An 18802-nucleotide genomic window follows, 5' to 3' on the forward strand; every position below is an offset into this window, starting at 1 on the left:
CACGGTCCGTGTTCAGCGCTTGTTGCGGCTCACCGAATCCTGGTGAGTCGCAATGATGCGCTGGATGGCCCGCTTCAAGTCACGTCCCTCGGCCACATACACCGAGTCGAACCGATCGAGGCCGTCCGCATACACACGGCGCGAAAGCAACACGGCGTTATTCAGCTTCACCGTCTGCGCCCAGCCAGCCGGATAAGTGCGGAGCTGCGGACCGATACTGTCCTCCAGTCGGGCGCGCGCGCGTGCGTACACCGTGTCACGGGCAGCGATACGCTCCGTGCGGGCACTGTCGGGGAGTGACTCGAACACCCGCTCGATGTCGTTCGAGGTGCGCTCCCAGAACGCCCCGAGCAGCAGGTCGTCGTGCCAATCGTCTTCCGCGCGGCGGAGCGAAACCGAGTCGCCGCGCGCGCGGAAAAAATGCTCGACGCCGCGCCCGCCCACGAACGTGGCGAAGGACTCGTTGAACGACACCTGCCCTTTGGCGAAGAACGTGTTGTGGAGCAGTTCGTGAATGATCGTGTTGACTAGCGTCACCGAATCCGCCCTCACGGTGGTGCTGACGAGGGGATCATTGAACCAGCCGAGAGTGCTGAAGGCCGATGAGGGGCCGACGGTCACGTCGAAGCCGTCGCGGCGCAACGCGTCGGCGGTACGCAACGCGCCGGGGAAGTCGAAAAAGCCCTTGTAGGGAAAGCGTCCCACGACAGGGAACCACCACGTTTTCCGCTTAAGTCGGTCGCGATAGGCGGCGGAAACCACCAACACCAGCGTGTCGCGGTCGAGGCGAGAGAACGCGGTGAAACTCTTGCCCGCCTTGAGCGCGAGCGAGTCGATGGCGAAGCGACGCGCCTCTTGCACCAGACCGAGCTTGGCACGCAGCACCGGATCGGTCGTCGAATCGGCCACCAGGTTCGTAATGGGCTGACGTCTCGACAGGATCCGCGCCTCCTCGAAGGCGGCACGGGAGATGTAGCACCCCGTGGGGGTAATCCCGAGCACGATCGCCAGCAATACGGCGGTCGCACCCGTGACGCGGCGCAACGATCGCCATGAGATCCGCCAGTGCGGCATCCGGCCGCGCTTGTCAATCCCGTGTTGCTGGTCGCCCTGCTCGGCTATCATTCTCGGTCCATGTCGTTCGTTCATCTGCACTGCCACTCAGAGTATTCGCTCCTCGACGGCGCGAATCGTATCGATGATCTGATCAAACGCGCACAGCATTATGAAATGCCGGCGCTGGCGGTCACCGATCATGGTAACATGCATGCTGCCTGGGATTTCCAGGAGAAAGCACGCAAGGCGGGCGTGAAGCCCATCATGGGGATGGAAGCCTACGTGGCGCCGGGCGACCGTCGCATGCGAGGACGACCCGGGCCGGGTCAAAAGCCGTACTACCACCTCGTCCTGCTCGCCCGAGATCTGGTGGGTTACAAGAATCTGGTCAAGCTGTCGTCGTTGGGATACACCGAAGGCTTCTACACGAAGCCGCGCATCGACCGCGAACTGCTGGCCAAGTACTCCGAGGGATTGATCGTGTCCTCGGCATGCCTGGCCGGCGAAGTGGCCGGCCACCTCATGGCCGACCGCATGGATGCGGCACGCGAGGCCGCCGCGTGGTATGCCGAGCTGTTCAAGGACCGCTACTACCTTGAGGTGCAGGCGCATACGAGCGAAGGACAGGCGAAACTCAACGCCAAGATCCTGTCGCTGGGTGACGAGCTGGGGTTACCCGTGATCGCCACGAACGACGCGCACTTCCTGAAGCACGAGGATCACGACGCGCACGACGTGCTGCTCTGCATCGGCCTCGGCAAGGATCGCAACGATCGCGATCGCATGAAGTACGACGACGGGTTGTACTTCAAGCCGGCCAACGAGATCCGTCCGTTCTTCCCGGGGCGCGAAGATGTACTCACGAACACGCTGGCGATCGCGGATTCGGTGGACGTGCAGTTCGCGAAGCAGTACTACGTGCCGTCGTTCCCGCTGCCTCCCGGCGTCGAGACCGAGAACGAATACCTCGTACGGCTCGCGACCGACGGTGCGAAGGTACGGTACGGTGATCCGCTGCCCGCGAACGTGCAGGAGCGGCTCGACTACGAATTGGGCGTCATCACGAAGACTGGGTACGCCGGCTACTTCCTGATCACCGCTGACTTCATCAAGGCGGCGCGCGACCGTGGCATCCCGGTGGGGCCGGGACGCGGATCGGCAGCCGGATCGCTGGTGGCGTATGCAACTCGCATCACCGACGTGTGCCCGCTCGAGTTCGATCTGCTCTTCGAACGCTTCCTGAATCCTGAACGCGTCTCGATGCCCGACGTCGACGTCGACTTCTGCTTCGAGCGGCGCGGCGAAGTAATCGAGTACGTGCGGCAAAAGTACGGCAAGGATTCGGTCGGTCAGATCGTCACGTTCGGCACCATGAAGTCACGCGCCGCCGTGAAGGACGTCGGCCGTACGCTTGGCTTCACCCCGGGCGAAACGGACGCGTTGGCCAAGCTGATTCCGAATGCGCCGAACTTTTCGCTGACGGTCAAGGAGGCGATCGAGCAGGTACCGGAAGTCAAGGCGTTCTATCAGAACGAGCCGCGCTACAAGCAGCTGCTGGACTTCGCGATTTCACTGGAAGGGCTTTCTCGCCATACCGGTGTACACGCGGCCGGCGTCGTGATCGCGCCGGGCCCGCTCGACGAATTCGTACCGATCTGCACGCAGGCCTCCAAGGGTGCGGGCGGCGGTGGCGATGACGAACGCGTGATCGTGACGCAGTACGACATGACGGCGCTCGAAAAAGCCGGCATGCTCAAGATGGACTTCCTTGGACTGACGACGCTGACGGTGATCAGCGACACGCTGGCCAGCATCAAGCAGCGCAGTGGCGTGACCGTCGTGCTCGAAGAGCGCGGCTTCACCGACGAGAAGACGTATCAACTGCTGCGTGCCGGCCGAACCGGCGGGGTGTTCCAGTTTGAATCGCCGCTCGCGACCGACGTGCTCAAGCGCATGCGCTGTGACCGATTCGACGACTTGGTCGCATCGAACGCGCTGCTGCGCCCGGGTCCGCTCGATGCGGGCATGCACAACGTGTACATCAAGCGCAAACGTGGCGAAGAGCCCACGGTGTACGCACTGCCCGAGCTCGAGCCGATTCTGTCCAACACCTATGGCGTCATCACCTATCAGGAACAGGTGATGCGTCTGGCGCAGGTGCTCGCGGGCATCTCGCTAGCTGAAGCAGACGTACTGCGAAAGGCCGTCGGCAAGAAAGACTCGGAGCTGATCAAGAAGGAGCTCGGCAAGTTCGTGACGAAGGCCGTCGCGAAGGGCTACGATCCGAAGATCATCGATGAGCTCTCGGGCCAGATCGAAACGTTCGGCCGCTATGGATTCAACAAGTGTCTGGTTGGCGACACAGAGATCTTTGACGCGTCGACCGGTCGCCTGGTGCGAATCGCTGATGTCTTCGAAGGGCGAGAGAAACTGGATAGCGTGGCGACATGTGACATCGACACGCTTCGACTAAGTCACGGGCGCGTGTTGGATGTCATGGACAATGGCATCAAGGCCGTGTTCCGCGTGCGCACGGAATCGGGGCGTGAGATCATCGCCACGGGCAATCACCCGCTGTTGCTGATCGATGGGTGGCGCCATCTCGAATCAGTTGCCGTTGGCGAGCACATCGCGGTGCCGCGTTCGTTGCCGTCGGGAGCACGCACTGAATGGGCCGCCCACGAGGTGATTGCACTTGGGCACTTGCTCGCGGAGGGCAACCTCGGGCATCCCACCGGCGTGTACTACTCCAATCAGGATGAGGCCGCCGTCGCGGATTTCATTTCCGCCGCCGAGTCATTTGCGAACGTCCGTTGTACCCGTACCACGCACAAGAATACGGCGTCCGTCTATACGGGTCGCGTCGACCGCAAGGCGCCGAACGGCATCTTCGAGTGGGCTCGCAGCGTGGATCTGCTGGGCAAGACGGCCACGAACAAGGAAGTGCCAGCGAGTGCGTTCACGCTCTGCGACGAGCAGATTGGCCTGTTGCTTGGACGCATGTGGGACGGCGACGGGCATGTGAACCCTACCGACGCGTCGGCGTACTACGCCACGTCGTCGAAGCGATTAGCTCACCAGGTGCAACACTTGCTGCTGCGGCTCGGAATTCTCGGCCGCATTCGCTCAGTTACCTTCGCATATCCGCGCGGACCGCGCGTTGGGTATCAGGTGTTTGTAACGGGCGTCGAGAATCTGCGCCCCTTCGCCGAGCGCGTGGGCCGCCACCTCGTTGCTCCGGCGAAGCGTGCGGCCATGGTGGCGATGCCGTTGCCGGTCGAGGCCGCCGCGTCCAAGGATCTGGTCCCGGTCGGCGCCGTACGAGCGCTCGCCAGAGCTGCCAAAGATCGGCGCGGCGAGCGCTGGGCCGACGTAGAAACTGGCGCCGATGTGTCTTCACGCGATCTGTATCCGAGTGGGACGAACCCGAAAACAATCGGCTGCACGCGCGGCGTGGTCAATCGTCTCGCCACGTATTTCGGCGATGCGTCAGTACAGCGACTCGGATCGAACGATGTGCTTTGGGATCGGGTCGTCTCGATTGAGCCGGCGGGCGAGCAGCGTACGTACGACCTCGAGATTGCCGACACGCACAATTTCGTGGCGAACGACATCATCGTTCACAATAGCCACAGCGTAGCCTACTCCGTCGTCGCGTACCACACGGCCTTCCTGAAGGCGCACTACCCGGCCGAGTTCATGGCGGCGTTGCTGTCGTCGAACATCGGGAAAACCGAAGAAGTCATCAAGTACATCGCTGAAGCGCGTGAAATGCAGATCGAGGTGCTCGCGCCCGACGTCAACGAGTCGGGGTGGCGCTTCACCGTGGTGGGAGACAAGCGGGTGCGCTTCGGATTGGGCGCCATCCGAAACGTGGGTCGCGGTGCCATCGACTCACTGATCGCAGCCAGAGCTGAAGGCCCGTTCACGTCACTGTACGATCTTTGTTCGCGCGTCGATCTCCGCGTCTGCAACAAGCGCGTGTTCGAAGCACTGATCGCCGCCGGTGCCTGCGACGGGCTAGGCGGACATCGGGCGCAGCTGCTGATGGCGCTCGATCATGCCATCAATGAGGCGTCGCTCCGTCAGGAAGAAGCGGCCAAGGGTCAGGTGTCGCTGTTCGGCGATCTGCTGGGTGCTGACGACAGCGAGGCCGCGGGCTCGGGCAACGCCGGATCGCCTCCCCCCCTCCCCTCCGTGCCGGTGTGGAGCGAAAGTGAGCGGCTCACTCGTGAGAAGGAGCTGCTGGGCTTCTACATTTCTGGGCATCCACTCGAGCCGTACCGAACAGAGTGCGAACTGTTTGCCAGTAGCACCGTGGCCCAGTTGGGCAACTGGACGGGCGACGCGGTCACGATCGGTGTGGTGATCACGGCGATCAAGAAGCAGATTTCCAAACGGTCGGGCGCCGAGTTCGCCCGGTTGACAGTTGAGGATTTTTCCGGATCTTCCGAAGTACTGGTCTTCCCGGAGGCGTGGGCGGTGATCGCCGACCGTGTCCGGCCCGATGTGCCGCTCCTGCTCAAGGGTGGCTATTCGCGGAAGGATCAGGGCGTCGAGAATGCCACGTTCATCGTCGACACGGTCACGCGCTTCGCGGAAGTGCGAGTCAACGGTGAGCTGGCGGTTGCAATCGACCTGAGTCGGGCGCTTGATCTTGCTCCCGGCGTGATGGACGACGTGCGGGCGAGTGTCGAGGCCCATGAGGGCTCGGCTCCGCTCGAACTGCGATGGGATGACGGGACCGGGCGCACCATTCGCTTCCGGTCGAAGTCGCTCACCGTGGCGGCGTCGCCCGCCATTTTATCCGATCTTCGCGCGCTGCTTGGCGCTGATCGTGTGCGCCTCGTGCGCGCCGGCAGCTAATCAGCGCGGCGTCCCTTTTCCAGGATTGTCATGGCTGCTGCCCCGGTTCTCGAGTTCGAGCGTCCTCTGGCGGAGCTCGAAAAGCAGATCGAGGAGCTGAAACGATTCGCTTCTGAACGATCGCTGGATGTCGCCCAAGAGTTGGCGCCGCTTCAGAAGAAGCTCAGCGAGCTGCGCGTCGAGATCTATCAGAAGCTGACGCCGTTGCAGCGCGTGCAGGTGGCCCGCATCTCGCGCCGTCCGTTCACGTCGGACTACATCAAGCTCGCGTTCACCGACTTCCTCGAACTACACGGAGATCGGCTATTTCGTGAAGACGCGGCGATCCTCGCGGGCTGGGCGCGTCTCGAAGGCGAGACCGTGATGCTGATCGGACACGAGCGCGGCCGCGACACGAAGGAGAATTTGCGCCGCAATTTCGGCATGCCGCACCCCGAAGGCTACCGGAAGGCGCTGCGCCTCATGAAGCTCGCCGAGAAGTTCCAGGTGCCGGTGCTCACCTTCATCGATACGCCGGGCGCCTGGCCCGGCTTGGGCGCGGAAGAACGCGGCCAGAGTGAAGCAATTGCCCGTAACCTGCTGGAGATGAGCAATCTGCAGGTGCCGATCATTGCCACCGTGATCGGCGAAGGTGGGTCCGGCGGCGCGCTGGCGCTCGGCGTCGCTGATCGCGTCCTGATGCTGGAGAATTCCATTTACTCCACGATTTCCGTTGAAGGCTGCGCGGCCATTCTCTGGAAGGACGGCAAGAGCCCGGAAATGCGAGAAAAAGCGGCTACTGCGTTGCGAGTCACGGCCCCCGATCTCATCGAGCTGCGCGTGATTGACGAAATCGTTCCGGAGCCGGTTGGCGGCGCCCATTCGGATCACCCCACGACCGCCAACAACCTTCGCGACAGCCTCGTGCGGAACCTCGAGGAACTGCGTCGCCTGAAGCCGGATAAACTCGTGCGTCGCCGACGTGAGAAGTTCCTGCGCATGGGGCAGTTTACCGAGTAGCTTTCACGTCGTGGCGCATCTGATCGAAGTCGCGTTTCGCGGCAACCGGAAGGAATTCTTCACCTGGACAGGCGAGACGGCACCCCCACTCAAGGCGGGGGTGATCGTCGAAGTTGACCGGGGTGAGGATTTTGGTCGTGTGCACTCCACCGGTGAACTGGCCGAGGTTCGCTGCAATGGCTGCGCCCACGGGTGTGGGACGACCCCGCCGCCGCGCGCCGCGCTCCGTTTCGCCACCAAGGCCGACGAGCAGCTCGATCGCGAGCTGACGGCCGAGAATGAGGACACGCGGCGCAAGTCGATGGAGCGTGTGAAGGCCAACCATCTCGTGATGAAGCTGACGGACGCCGAGTGGCAGTGGGATCGCCGCAAACTCACGATTTTCTTCACGGCCGAGCGTCGGGTCGACTTTCGCGGCCTCGTGCGCGATCTCGCTGCGCTGTTCCGCACACGCATCGAGCTGAAGCAGATCGGCGTCCGCGACGAGGCAAAGCGACTCTCCGGTGTTGGACGCTGCGGACGCGAGTATTGCTCGGCCTCGTGGCTCCCCGATCTGCGCCCAGTGAACCTGGGCGTGGCAAAGGACCAGAAGTTGTCTCTCAATCCGCAGCAAATTTCCGGTGCGTGCGGACGTCTGATGTGCTGTCTACGATACGAGCACGAGTTCTACGTGCTGAGCCGCCGCAAATTTCCAAAAGAAGGGAAGATCCTGACCACATCGCTCGGTGAGGAGAAGGTGATCGCCTGCGACATCTTCAACGAGCGCATTACGCTGCGCACCGCAGAAGGCGACAGTCGGGTGATTTCGCTCGCTGATCTGCGCAGCGAATTGGAAGGGCTCGAGCAGCCGACCGATCACGCACCCGGAGAGGCATACGGAGAGGCACACGACGACGCGCCATCCTACGCCACCGAGTATCCGGTCGACGCGGCCGTGCATGCGATGCTGGACACAGTCGAGACCGAGATCGCGCCGTTGGCCGTCGCGATGGACGTGCCCGCACCCGACTCCACGCGAGAACCGGCGGTCGTGCCGACGGTCGTACCCGAGCCCACCGTCGAGTTCGTGGTGGCCGTCGATGTGAGCATGCCGGCGTCGGAGCAGCCGGCGGCCAGTGCGCCAAGTGAGGCCGACGACGCTGACGACCCCGCCGGCGACGCGACCCGTCGCAAGCGGCGCCGTGGGCGTCGTGGCGGACGGCGTCTCAGGGCGGCGGAACAGCGACGCCAGTCCGAACAGGACGGGTCGCCAATGCCGCCGGACGGCGGCGACGATGCGGATGACGCCGATGTCGGCGATGACAACGAGGAGTAAGCCGGACGTGCCGCGATTTTATCTGACCACCGCCATCGATTACGCGAATGGCGATCCGCACCTTGGACACGCGCTGGAAAAGATCGGCGCCGATGTGATCGCGCGCTATCGTCGCCAGTGCGGCGACGACGTGCACTTGTTGATCGGCATGGACGAGCATGGTCAGAAGGTGCAGCAGACGGCGGCCAAGGATGGCGTGGCACCGCAGGCCTTCACCGATGAAATTGCGGCTCGCTTTCAGGCGATCTGGGCCCGACTCGGCATTTCGTATGACCAGTTCATCCGCACCACCGAATCGCATCACAAGGCCGGTGTGCAGGCCCTGATCCGGATGATCGCCGAGCGGAATCCCGATGATTTCTATGAGCGCTCCTACACCGGCATGTATTGCGTGGGCTGTGAAGCGTTCAAACAGGACGGCGACATCGTCGACGGAAAGTGCGTGCTGCATCCCACGCGCACGCTGGAAGAAGTCGAAGAGCGCAACTGGTTCTTCCGGTTGTCGAAGTATCAGGGCTTCCTGCAGAATCTGCTGGCCACCAATCCGTCGTTCATCGAACCGGAGAGCCGTCGCAACGAAATTCTCGGACTGCTCGCGCAGGGACTCGACGACATCTCGGCGTCGCGCGCCCGACTCGACTGGGCCGTGCCATTTCCGCTCGTGCTGTCCAACGGCGAAACACAGGGCACGTATGTGTGGTTTGACGCGCTGCCCAATTATCTCACGGCAACCGGCTTCCCCGATACGGGCTATGCGCAGCGTTGGCCGGCCGACCTGCACATCATCGGCAAGGACATCACGCGCTTTCACGTCGTGATCTGGCCGGCGATGCTCGAAGCTGCTGGGCTTCCGTTGCCGAAGCAGGTGTGGGCGCATGGATTTGTGCAGCTCGGCGGTGAGCGCTTTTCAAAAAGTGCCGGCGTGAAGCTTGATCTTGGCGAAGCGATCGACCGCTACGGTGCCGACGCGTTCCGTTACGTGTTGCTGCGTGAAGTGCCGTTCGACAGCGACGGAAATTTCTCGTGGGAGCGCTTCGAAGAGCGGTACACGAGTGACCTCGCGAATGCGTTCGGTAATCTCGCGAGCCGCGCGATCGCGATGGTGGAGAAGTACTTCGACGGCGTGGTGCCCACGGCGCCCCGCCCCGATGCGGAGCTCGACGACGACGGCGATGTGGCCGCCTATCACGCCGGCATGAACGGCTCGCGCGGCTGGCTCCTGCACGAGGGGCTGGCGGCAGTGTCGCGCATGACGGCGCGAGCGAACGAGTACACAGCGGCGACCACGCCATGGGCGGTGGCCAAGGATCCGGCACGCCTCACAGAACTGGAGCAAGTTCTCGCCTCCCTGATCCGTCGGATCGCGCGACAAACCGTGCTCCTCGCGCCGTTCATGCCCACCAAAGTCGAAGCGGTGTGGACCCAACTCGGCGCACCCGGGTCCGCTTCCGCGCAGCGAATCGATGAATTGGCCACGCTCGAACCGGCCGGATGGCGCGTGCAAAAAGGCGAGGGCGTGTTCCCGCGTCCGGCCCCGCCGACCGTTCCTCCAGCATCGCCTCACGCCGCTCCTCCGGCGTCTTTGAAGTCCCAATAGACCGTCACGCGAGCGGTGTTTTCGTGGCGGCCCCGGCTCCGGGCGTCACAAAAGTCGGTGTGAGTCGTTCGGTGTTCGACTTGAGACCATTCGTGAAATTACTTTCATGATGGATGAATCGTACTTCATCTGGCGTACCGATCCTAAGCCAGAGGAAGTGCCATGACGTGCTCCCAGATTTCGCAGCCACGGCTGCCAACGCGTTCGCTCGTCGCGGGCGCAAACGCCAGCCGTCGGCGGTTCGGCCGCCCGCGGCGTGGCTTCGCGCTCGAGGTCGTGCTGCTCATGCTCGTGATGTTCTCGATCATCGTGCTCGCCGGCCTGTCGGCGGTCACGACCATCGCCCGCACGTCCACTGCCGACTACCGAGGTGCCCGGGCGTCGTACGCGGCCGAGGGTGGCGCGGACGACATCATGTCGCAACTCGATGCCGCGATGCAGGACGGCATCATCAACGGCGAGGACATCGCGTCGATCACGAAGCCGCAGATCACCGGCTTTCGCATGACGCAGAGCACGTCGACGACCGGTGTCCCGGAATCCAGAACGATCACGGCCGGACCATTCTCCGGGCTGTACTCGCTGAATCAGCCGATCGACATCACCGTCACCGCGCGCGATACCTCGGGCAGCAAGGCAACCGCCGTGCTGTCGGTGAACGCGCAGACGATTCCGCTCTTCCAGTTCGGCGTGTTCTACGAAGACGACCTCGAGATACTTCCTGGCGCACCGATGACATTCGCCGGATGGGTGCACACCAACGGCAACCTGTATCTGTCGTCGAATAGCGCCACGTTCCAGAGCAATCTCACGACGCCGGACAGCGTGTTCTGGAACCGCAAGGATACCAACAACCGACTGAGTGGTGTCCGCATCAACAATGTGGCGGGGACCGCCGTACAGCTGGACTTCGATTCGCGCAGTCTGTCGGAGCCGGCGTTCAAAACGCGCAGCGAACAGCGCTTCAACGGACGTTTGATGTCGAAGGCCCATGGCGTGCGCTCGCTCAAGCTCCCATTGCCGGCCAACGTACCGCCGGTCACGTTGGTGCAGCCGCGCAGCGCGGGCGACAGTCCCATGGTGCAAGACGTGAAGATGGCGTGGAAGTCGGATTGGTACATCACCGTCAACGCGGCGGTGTTCGACGTGGTGGACACCAACACCATGAAGTCCCAGCTCTGCACCGCGTTCATGGTCCAAGAGCGATCCGGCGGCTTGCAGATGCCCGACGCCGCCTCTTGCGCCAGGATCTTCAAGCCGCGACGCAATGCGTTCTACGAGGGCCGCGAAGATCTCCGTCCAGACCTGCTCGACATCCACATGGACTCGCTGCGCATCTGGAGCGACGCCTCGCAGGCGGCGCGCGCACCACGCATCATCTACATCAACTTCACGAATGTCGGCGGTAACTCGAATCGGGATCTTGTAGCCGTGCGGCTCCGTCAGGGCGCGCAGTTGCCCAAGCCGGGTATCGCCGCCGATACGGGCGGCCTCACCATGGTGACGGAGCGCCCGATGTACGTGCTGGGCGACTACAACACGACGATCTGGCGCCCGGCCGCGATCATGGGCGACGCCATCACCTTCCTGTCGAACCCGCCCAATCCGGCGATGGCGCAGACGCCGTCGGGACTCACCACGCGATGCAGTGCGCAGGCCGGATGGTGCGACACCCTGCAGACCGCGTTCGTGCAGCGCGTCGCGCGCGCGACGACCGTGAATGCCGCGCTGTTGGCCGGACACTCCGCGACGCCGTGCGACTATGCTCGGGCTGGCTGCGGCGTCGCGGCGTACGGAGGCGGGCTCGAAAACTTCCCGCGCTTCCTCGAAAATTGGGGCGGTGTGACCTTCATGTACAAAGGCTCGCTGGTGTCGCTCTACCGGAGCCGCTTCGTGTTCGGTCTCTGGGGCAACTCCAGCAACGTTGGATACGGGAATGGCGCCTACTACTCGGCGCCCACCCGGCAGTGGAGCTTCGACGTGAACTTCCGCTTCCCTGAACGCCTTCCACCGGGCACGCCATCGGTCGGCACCGTGCTGCAAACGGCCTTCCGTCCGTTGTATTGACGTCGACGATGATCGATTCACTGAACTATCGGGGCTTCCCCGGGAACCGGATGTCACGCACCACGCTCAGTCGAGAACGCGTTCGCGTTCGCCGCGGCTTCACCATCATCGAACTGCTCGCCGTCGTGATGATCGTGGGCATCATGATGGCCGTGATGCTGCCCAAGTTCCGCATCTCCGAGAAAACCGAGGTCCAGCTGGCGGGTATCCAGCTGGCGCAAGACATCGATATCGCGCGCACTCGTGCGCTCTCCACACGCGAACAGGTGCGGGTGGCGTTCAACGGCACCTTGCGAAAGTACGGCGGCTACCTCGATGACAACGGAGACGGCGTCATCACCGAAACGGCGGCGGAGTGGCAGGCGCTGCGCGGGTTCGGCGTGCGTGAACTCCCAATTCGCCTGTCGTTCAGCCGCGGCTCGGCCGGCCCGATTCCCGATGACGCCACCAGTGGCGGCATCGGACTCTCGAATGAGCGTATCGAATTCGACGCACGTGGACTGACCATGCCGATGGGAGCGCGCGGCGTCGTGTATCTGGCGAACGACAACGACCCGTATGCCGTCGTGGCCGTTCAGATCACGCCGTCGGGGAACGTACGCTTCTGGACCTATCATCAGAACGGAGGATGGCAATGAAACCGACTCCCACCCATCGCCGTACCGCGCACCGCGCACGCGCGCTGCGTCGTGGCTTCACCCTCGTGTCAATGATCGTCGCCATCATTCTGCTGGCAGTCGGTCTGTCGTCACTGGCCAGCGCCAACGCCAGCACGATCACGCTGCAGACGCTGGCGCAGAACCGTACGAATGCGATCGCGATCGCACGGGCGTATCTCGAGCAGGTGCGCACGCGTGACCCGTGGCTCGTGCAGACGGAGGCCCCCATTCGGCTCGGCGCGGAAGGGACGCCAGAGGCAGACGGTCCGTACGTCCGCACGATGATCGTCACCGAGACACGACAGAATCTTGTCAAGATCGACGTGAAAGTGGACTATCCGCGCGCACAGTCTCCTGTGCTGCTCACGACATTGCTGTTCCGCGGCAACGGCCTCTCCGGAGCGAAGTAATGCGCAGATCCCGAACTGCACCCGTTGCGATCGCGCGCGGCGCGCGACGCGGCTTCACGCTGGCCGAGGTGCTGATCTCCATGACGATCGGCATGGTGGTGATCGCGTCGGCCACGGCATTCTCCCTGAGCAGCTGGCAGACCCGTCGTTCATGGACCGTGCGCGAAGGCGTTGATCGCAGCGCGCGCTTTGTAGGACTGTCGATCGCCCGCGATGTGCAGGAAGCGGGGATCGCCATGGTCGGCACGCCGGTGTTCTCGGCACTGGGTTCGCTCGGCGACACGGTATCGGTGTTGTCCGTGCCATTCGACCCGCAGGAAGCGCCGGTGTATCCGATCTTCGACGACGGCGACACCCTGCCGAACTATCCACCCGGTGGGACCTGCGGCGCGACCTGCATCGATTTCAAGAAGGTCAACGGAGCCTACACACTCAAAGCGGGTGACCTGGTGCGGCTACAGGTTGGCACCACGCGGCGTCTCTTGTTGCTCACCAGCGTCGCCGATCAATCGACCAACGTGTTCCGCATCCGGTTCCTGCCGACCAGACGACTGGTGAATCGCGACGCCGGTCTCGACGATCTGTTGTTGGCGCGATCGGGCACCACCATTCAGCGACTGAATGCCGTGATGTATTGGCGCGTGCCCTCCACGAAGCAGCTGATGCGCGCTGACCGACTTGCGTCGACCGGCGAACCGCAGGGCGACGTGGTGGCCGCCGGGGTGCAAGTGTTCCAAAGCCGACTGGTGTTCACGTCAGGCGCCGAGCATCCGACGTACGATGGGCTCGACGCCGACACCACGAACGACGGCAACGACGTGATCGGCGTCCGCATCCGGGCGAAAATCCGCAGCGACCGCAGCGACCCGGCCGTGAACAAGGGAAAGCCGGTCGACCGGTGGTACGAGTGGCGTGTCGCCCCACGCAACCTGCTCTACGAGAAGAACCGGATGTAGCGGGGCGACCTGCGATTACTTCTTGAAGTCCACGGTCGGCGCCGCGCGCGAGGCGGCATCGGTCACTTCGAAATAGGTACGCGGCTTGGCGCCGGTGACCTTGGCGGTCATGACCGCCGGAAACTTGCGGATGTACTCGTTGTACAGGCGTACGGCCCCGTTGTAATCAGTGCGCGAAACGGCGACACGATTCTCCGTACCCGTAAGTTCATCCTGTAACCTCAGGAAGTTCTCGTTCGACTTGAGCTCCGGGTACGCCTCGACGGTCACCGCAAGCCGGCTCAGCGACGTCGTGAGTTGCTGATTGGCATTGGCCAGTTCGGCCGGATCAGAACCGCCCGGCTTCTGCAACGCGCCCACGAGCCCTGCCCGCGCCTGGGTGACGGCGGTCAGCACTTCGCTTTCCTGGGCGGCAAATCCCTTCACGGTACTCACGAGATTCGGAATCAGGTCGGCGCGTCGTTGCAACTGCGCATCGATATTCTGCTTGGCCTGCGCGGCCTGTTCGTCGTACGACTGAATCGTGTTGTAGCCGCAAGCATTCATGCCGAGCGGCAATGCGAGGGCGACCGCGACGACGCGCGCACGTGAACGCGCACGTGAGGCGAGGCGAGACCAAGAGAACGGACTAGACGGACGTCGCGAGCGCTGCGTGGTGACCATGGGGCTCCTCATGAGGGGACTGGGGAATTGACTTCCGGTGCCGCCGGGGGCGGCGTGAATCGATCGAGATATTCGACGAGGACGTCCATGCTGCGTACATACCCCGCCAGCACGGTTTCCACTTCGCCGTTCGACAAGGCCGATCCGCGCACCAACGCCGATACCGATGTGAACGGCGCGGCATCGAAACCGCATCGCGCGGCCACATCCTGAATTACGCGCATCGCGTCGCGTTCGGGTTTGACCCCATGCAAGCGTAGCACAGCGCGAAAGATCACGAGCAGCGCGCTATAGCTGGAGCGCAGCAGATCGGTTTGGCGCGCCGCGTCGGTACCGGCAACCATCACGCCACGCCGAAGCCGCAACAACTTGCCCATCGCTTCCTGTTCCGTTTGCAAACGCAGATGCTGCTGATCGACCACCAGCTCGGTCAGCGCGAGCGTGCCGTGCAGCAACCGATGTCGTTCGAGGATGTCGGCATACTCCATCGGGAAAATGTCAGCCGAGCGCAGCCACTCCTGCTCGGTGAGCACGAGGACCGGGGGATTGCCCGCTTCCTGCCAGGCGCGCATCGTCTGCCCGAGGCTGCGCATCTGCACCACATCGATCGACGAAACGATTACGAGCACGTTGAAATCGGAATGCCCGACAACCTGCTCACCACTCGCCGCCGATCCGTACAGCACCACCGCCTTCAGCGACTCACCGTGAACCTGGCGAAGTTGCTGGACAAGATCATCGAGAGACATCGAAGCACGTGCCATGGATCTGTTCACCAGTTGGAGCCGCCACCACCGCCACTGAATCCGCCGCCACCGCCGAATCCACCGAACCCACCGCCTCCCCCGCCGCCGCCGAAGCCGCCACCGAATCCGCCACCGCTATGCCAGCCACCCGACGACGGTCCGGGTATCGGGATGGGGATACACCCGCCGCACCCACGTCGTCGTCGCCCACCGAATGAGCTGAGCAGCGACAACAGGATCACCAGCGCCAGCACCACCATGAACGGCGGAATGCCCTGCGACGGCGGTCGCCGACGCTGCTGCGGGGGCGGCACGCCATCGAGCGTGACGCCGAAGTTGGCGGCATACCGTCCGGCCACATCGGTCGCGATTCGCTCGAGGGCACCCGAGTAGTCCTGCGCGCGGAAGAGCGGCGTTTGCTCACGACAAATGGCTCCCGACATGGCGTCGGTGATGAAGCCCTCGGTGCCCTGCCCGGTCTCGATGCGGCAGTACCCGCGACCGTCGTCGGACGTTTCCTTGGGCACCAGCAGAATGATCACCCCGGCGTTGCGCGCCTGATCACCGATGGCCGCGTCGGCACCGACCTTCCACTCACGGCCAAGCCGGAGCGACACTTCTTCGACCGGACGTCCGCCGAGCGAGGGAAGGGTGACGACGACCATGTCGCCGCGAGTCGCCGCGTTCACGCGCTTGGCGAGATCGTCGAGGCGAGCCGCTGCGTCGGGCTGCAGCACGTTGGCGAAGTCGTTGACATAGCCAACCGGCGCCGGCAACGGCTGCCCAGGGGCGGAGACCTGCGCCCATATACGTTCTGGCGATCCCCCGACGGCAACGACCGCCGCGAGGAGCCACATCATCAGGTACCGCGCGCGCCACATGTACCGGGCGGCGGGAGGACGGTTGTCGGTTTGAACCACGAAGGTGCGCACGGGGTGAAAGATACAGCCTCTACGGTCGCCGCAGGGATTCAGTGTCACGCGGGTTCAGCATTGCATGTGCAGTGCCGACGTCTCTGAACTCATTAGATTTCAACGGGCTGTATGCTCACGGCACCCTCCCGATCCAGACTTTCATGTCCCGACCCCGCTCTGCTTTCCGCGTCACAGCGCTCCTGCTCTGCCTCAGTGCGCTGACCGCATGTGAGCGGGCCGACGCTGGCAAACTGCCGAGCTCAACGGCAAGTATGAGTGGCGAGCCGCGCGGTACGCCGTCGGTTGCCACTTCACCGGCGGTGTTGCAGACCACGGGGGCCGCGCGGCCCGGGGCCGCGAATGATACCGTGGCCGACTCGATCACGATTCAGCGCGCCGACCGGGGCCGCTTGATGGGGCGCGAGAATGCGCTGTGGGTCGTGATGATCAGCGACTTCCAGTGTCCGTATTGCAAACAGTGGCACGACTCGTCGATGGTCAATCTCAAGCGCGATTACATCGAACCCGGCAAGGTGCGCATGGCGTACCTGCATCTGCCCCTGTCGAATCACCGCCACGCTCGGGCGCAAGCGGAGGCGTCGATGTGCGCTGCCGTGCAGGGCAAGTTTTGGGAGTACGCCGACGTGTTATTCCGCGAGCAGCGGGCGTTTCAGCCAATCGACAATCCCACGACGAAGCTGGAAACGATCGCCCGTGAGCTCTCGATCGATCTGCCGTCGTTTACCCGATGCCGGAAGTCCGACGCGATCCGGATGCTGGTCGAGAACGATGAGCGGCAGGCGTCGCAGGCACGCGTGCAATCCACGCCGTCGTTCCTGGTGGGCGACTTCCTGGTCCAGGGTGCGTTGCCGTACGCGGATTTCCGAAAGGCGATCGATACGGCGCTGGCGGTCGCGAAGTCGAGGAGGACGCGCTGAACCGGCTGGCCCGCTCGGCATACGGGGCGGGAGTGCTGGCCGCCCGCGTGGCCACCGAGGTGGCATTCCAGGTGGCGAGTCATGTGGCACCGGTGCGCGGGTCGAAGCTGTGGCGGTCGCTGGCCGCCCGCCGTGGATTGCTGGAGCGGGTCGCCACCGCCGCCCGCGCGGTGCGATCGCCGGCCCGTCCGCTGGTGTGGATGCACGCCCCGTCGGTGGGTGAAGGGCTGCAGGCCCGTCCGGTCGCGCATCGGCTGCGCGCGCTGCATCCCGACCTACAGCTGGCCTACACGTTTTTCTCGCCCAGCGCCGAGTCGTTCGCACCGTCGATCGGCGCGGATATCACGGACTATTTGCCCTTCGACGGACGTCGCGAAGCCGACGCGATGCTGGACGCGCTGCAGCCTACGGCGCTGGTGTTCGTGAAGCTCGACGTGTGGCCAATACTCGTGGAGCGCGCGACGGCGCGGAACATCCCCGTGGCGCTCCTCAGCGCCACCCTGGCGGCCCGATCGGGACGATCCGGGGCATGGTCACGCCGGCTGGTTCGCGACGCGTACCGCGCGCTCGCCGGCGTCGGCGCGATCGACGAGGAGAACGGCTCGCGTCTCATTGATCTTGGTGTTCGCCGCGACGTGCTCGAGGTAACCGGTGACACGCGCTTCGACCAGGTATGGGCCCGAGCCGAAGCAGTGGATCGCGCACAGCCCATGCTGCAGGCGTTGGCCAGCACTCGCCCCACACTGGTAGCTGGCTCCACCTGGGCCGCCGACGAAGCAGTGCTCCTCGGCGCCTTTGCGCGCCTCGTGCGCGCCGGCGCCCACGATAGCGACGCGGCGGCGCGGCCTCGACTTCTGATCGCGCCGCACGAACCGACCCACGCGCATCTCGCCCCCATTTTCGAATGGGCACGCCGCGCGAATGTGTCGTTCACCACCCTGTCCGCGGCCGAAACAGATCGCCCAGCCGCCGCCAGCGACGTGATCGTCGTGGATCGCATCGGCGTCCTCGGCGATCTCTACGCACTCGCCGACGTCGCCTTCGTGGGCGGCGGCTTTCACGCCGCCGGCTTACACTCGGTGATCGAACCGGCCGCGTTCGGCGCACCGGTACTGTTCGGTCCCGGCCACCACATGAGCCGCGAAGCCGGCCTGCTGCTCAACGTCGGCGGCGCTCGCGTGGTGGCTGACGCGGAGGCATTGGAGTCGGGTCTCAGGGCATGGCTCTTCACGTCGAACGCCCGTGCGACGGCAGGTGAGGCGGCCCGGGCGCTCGTGCAGTCGGAGCTCGGTGCCACGGCGCGCTCGGTTCGCCTGGTTCAGCGGTTGTTGCGAGAGCAGATTTAGACGCGCGTGTGCGGCAATGGGCATGCAGCGGTATCCGTGCGCGAGACCGGCATCGCGGGTTGACGCGAAGGCCGCGAAGGCACGCGAAGGCACGCGAAGGCACGCGAGCATCCCGTGAACCAGCCCATGCTCAGCAGGGGCCAGCCTGTTTGGAAGCACACCCAGGAACCGGCTCCAGCCCGCTCAATACTTGTCGCCGCTGGCGCGCGTGTAGATCACGATGGCGCCCCAAGGGGTGCGGTCGCCGAACTGCACGGCGGCTTCCGTTTT

General features: G+C 64.1%; 14 protein-coding genes. 10 read left to right on the forward strand and 4 right to left on the reverse strand.

Annotated elements, in window-relative coordinates:
- Positions 1 to 12: 12 nt before the first annotated feature.
- Positions 13 to 1125 carry an aminopeptidase gene (locus tag ACLL97_RS18070; RefSeq protein WP_411281875.1) on the reverse strand — a complete coding sequence of 371 codons (1113 nt, stop codon included), beginning with the start codon at positions 1123 to 1125 and terminating at the stop codon, positions 13 to 15.
- A gap of 9 nt (positions 1126 to 1134) precedes the next feature.
- Between ACLL97_RS18070 and dnaE the strand changes: the two genes are divergently transcribed.
- The 8 genes from dnaE to ACLL97_RS18110 all read left to right on the forward strand — a co-directional run bounded on the left by dnaE (position 1135) and on the right by ACLL97_RS18110 (position 13925).
- The gene (gene dnaE / locus ACLL97_RS18075; protein ID WP_411281876.1) at positions 1135 to 5922 is read left to right on the forward strand and encodes a DNA polymerase III subunit alpha; all 4788 of its coding nucleotides are present in this window, start codon (positions 1135 to 1137) and stop codon (positions 5920 to 5922) included.
- Positions 5923 to 5952: 30 nt separating this feature from the next.
- Positions 5953 to 6921 carry an acetyl-CoA carboxylase carboxyltransferase subunit alpha gene (locus tag ACLL97_RS18080; RefSeq protein ID WP_411281877.1) on the forward strand — a complete coding sequence of 323 codons (969 nt, stop codon included), beginning with the start codon at positions 5953 to 5955 and terminating at the stop codon, positions 6919 to 6921.
- A 10-nt stretch (positions 6922 to 6931) separates the two neighbouring features.
- Positions 6932 to 8236 (forward strand): stage 0 sporulation family protein, encoded by a 1305-nt coding sequence (locus ACLL97_RS18085; RefSeq protein WP_411281878.1) that lies wholly within the window; start codon positions 6932 to 6934, stop codon positions 8234 to 8236.
- A gap of 7 nt (positions 8237 to 8243) precedes the next feature.
- Entirely contained in the window at positions 8244 to 9833 is a 1590-nt protein-coding gene (locus ACLL97_RS18090; protein WP_411281879.1) for a methionine--tRNA ligase, read from the forward strand.
- Positions 9834 to 9995: 162 nt separating this feature from the next.
- Positions 9996 to 11900: a hypothetical protein gene (locus ACLL97_RS18095; protein WP_411281880.1), complete on the forward strand. Its 1905-nt coding sequence runs from the start codon at positions 9996 to 9998 to the stop codon at positions 11898 to 11900.
- Between the two features lie 8 nt (positions 11901 to 11908).
- Entirely contained in the window at positions 11909 to 12538 is a 630-nt protein-coding gene (locus tag ACLL97_RS18100; protein WP_411281881.1) for a prepilin-type N-terminal cleavage/methylation domain-containing protein, read from the forward strand.
- Positions 12535 to 12969, forward strand: a complete 435-nt coding sequence (locus tag ACLL97_RS18105) for a prepilin-type N-terminal cleavage/methylation domain-containing protein (RefSeq protein ID WP_411281882.1) — start codon at positions 12535 to 12537, stop codon at positions 12967 to 12969. The genes ACLL97_RS18100 and ACLL97_RS18105 overlap by 4 nt, the downstream gene beginning before the upstream one ends.
- Positions 12969 to 13925, forward strand: a complete 957-nt coding sequence (locus tag ACLL97_RS18110) for a PilW family protein (RefSeq protein ID WP_411281883.1) — start codon at positions 12969 to 12971, stop codon at positions 13923 to 13925. The genes ACLL97_RS18105 and ACLL97_RS18110 overlap by 1 nt, the downstream gene beginning before the upstream one ends.
- A 15-nt stretch (positions 13926 to 13940) precedes the next feature.
- Here ACLL97_RS18110 and ACLL97_RS18115 read toward each other — a convergent pair whose 3' ends face one another.
- The 3 genes from ACLL97_RS18115 to ACLL97_RS18125 are packed head-to-tail and all read right to left on the reverse strand — an operon-like array spanning position 13941 to position 16266.
- The gene (locus tag ACLL97_RS18115; protein ID WP_411281884.1) at positions 13941 to 14600 is read right to left on the reverse strand and encodes a LemA family protein; all 660 of its coding nucleotides are present in this window, start codon (positions 14598 to 14600) and stop codon (positions 13941 to 13943) included.
- The gene (locus ACLL97_RS18120; RefSeq protein ID WP_411281885.1) at positions 14597 to 15352 is read right to left on the reverse strand and encodes a hypothetical protein; all 756 of its coding nucleotides are present in this window, start codon (positions 15350 to 15352) and stop codon (positions 14597 to 14599) included. The genes ACLL97_RS18115 and ACLL97_RS18120 overlap by 4 nt, the downstream gene beginning before the upstream one ends.
- A gap of 8 nt (positions 15353 to 15360) precedes the next feature.
- Positions 15361 to 16266, reverse strand: coding sequence for a TPM domain-containing protein (locus ACLL97_RS18125; protein ID WP_411281886.1), 906 nt, complete (start codon positions 16264 to 16266; stop codon positions 15361 to 15363).
- Positions 16267 to 16409: 143 nt separating this feature from the next.
- Between ACLL97_RS18125 and ACLL97_RS18130 the strand changes: the two genes are divergently transcribed.
- Entirely contained in the window at positions 16410 to 17186 is a 777-nt protein-coding gene (locus ACLL97_RS18130) for a DsbA family protein (RefSeq protein WP_411281887.1), read from the forward strand.
- Between the two features lie 32 nt (positions 17187 to 17218).
- On the forward strand, positions 17219 to 18532 hold the full coding sequence (locus tag ACLL97_RS18135) for a 3-deoxy-D-manno-octulosonic acid transferase (RefSeq protein ID WP_411281888.1): 1314 nt from the start codon (positions 17219 to 17221) through the stop codon (positions 18530 to 18532).
- The last annotated feature ends 270 nt before the right edge of the window (positions 18533 to 18802 follow it).

It is taken from the genome of Gemmatimonas sp. (assembly GCF_046594945.1).
Taxonomy (GTDB): domain Bacteria; phylum Gemmatimonadota; class Gemmatimonadetes; order Gemmatimonadales; family Gemmatimonadaceae; genus Gemmatimonas.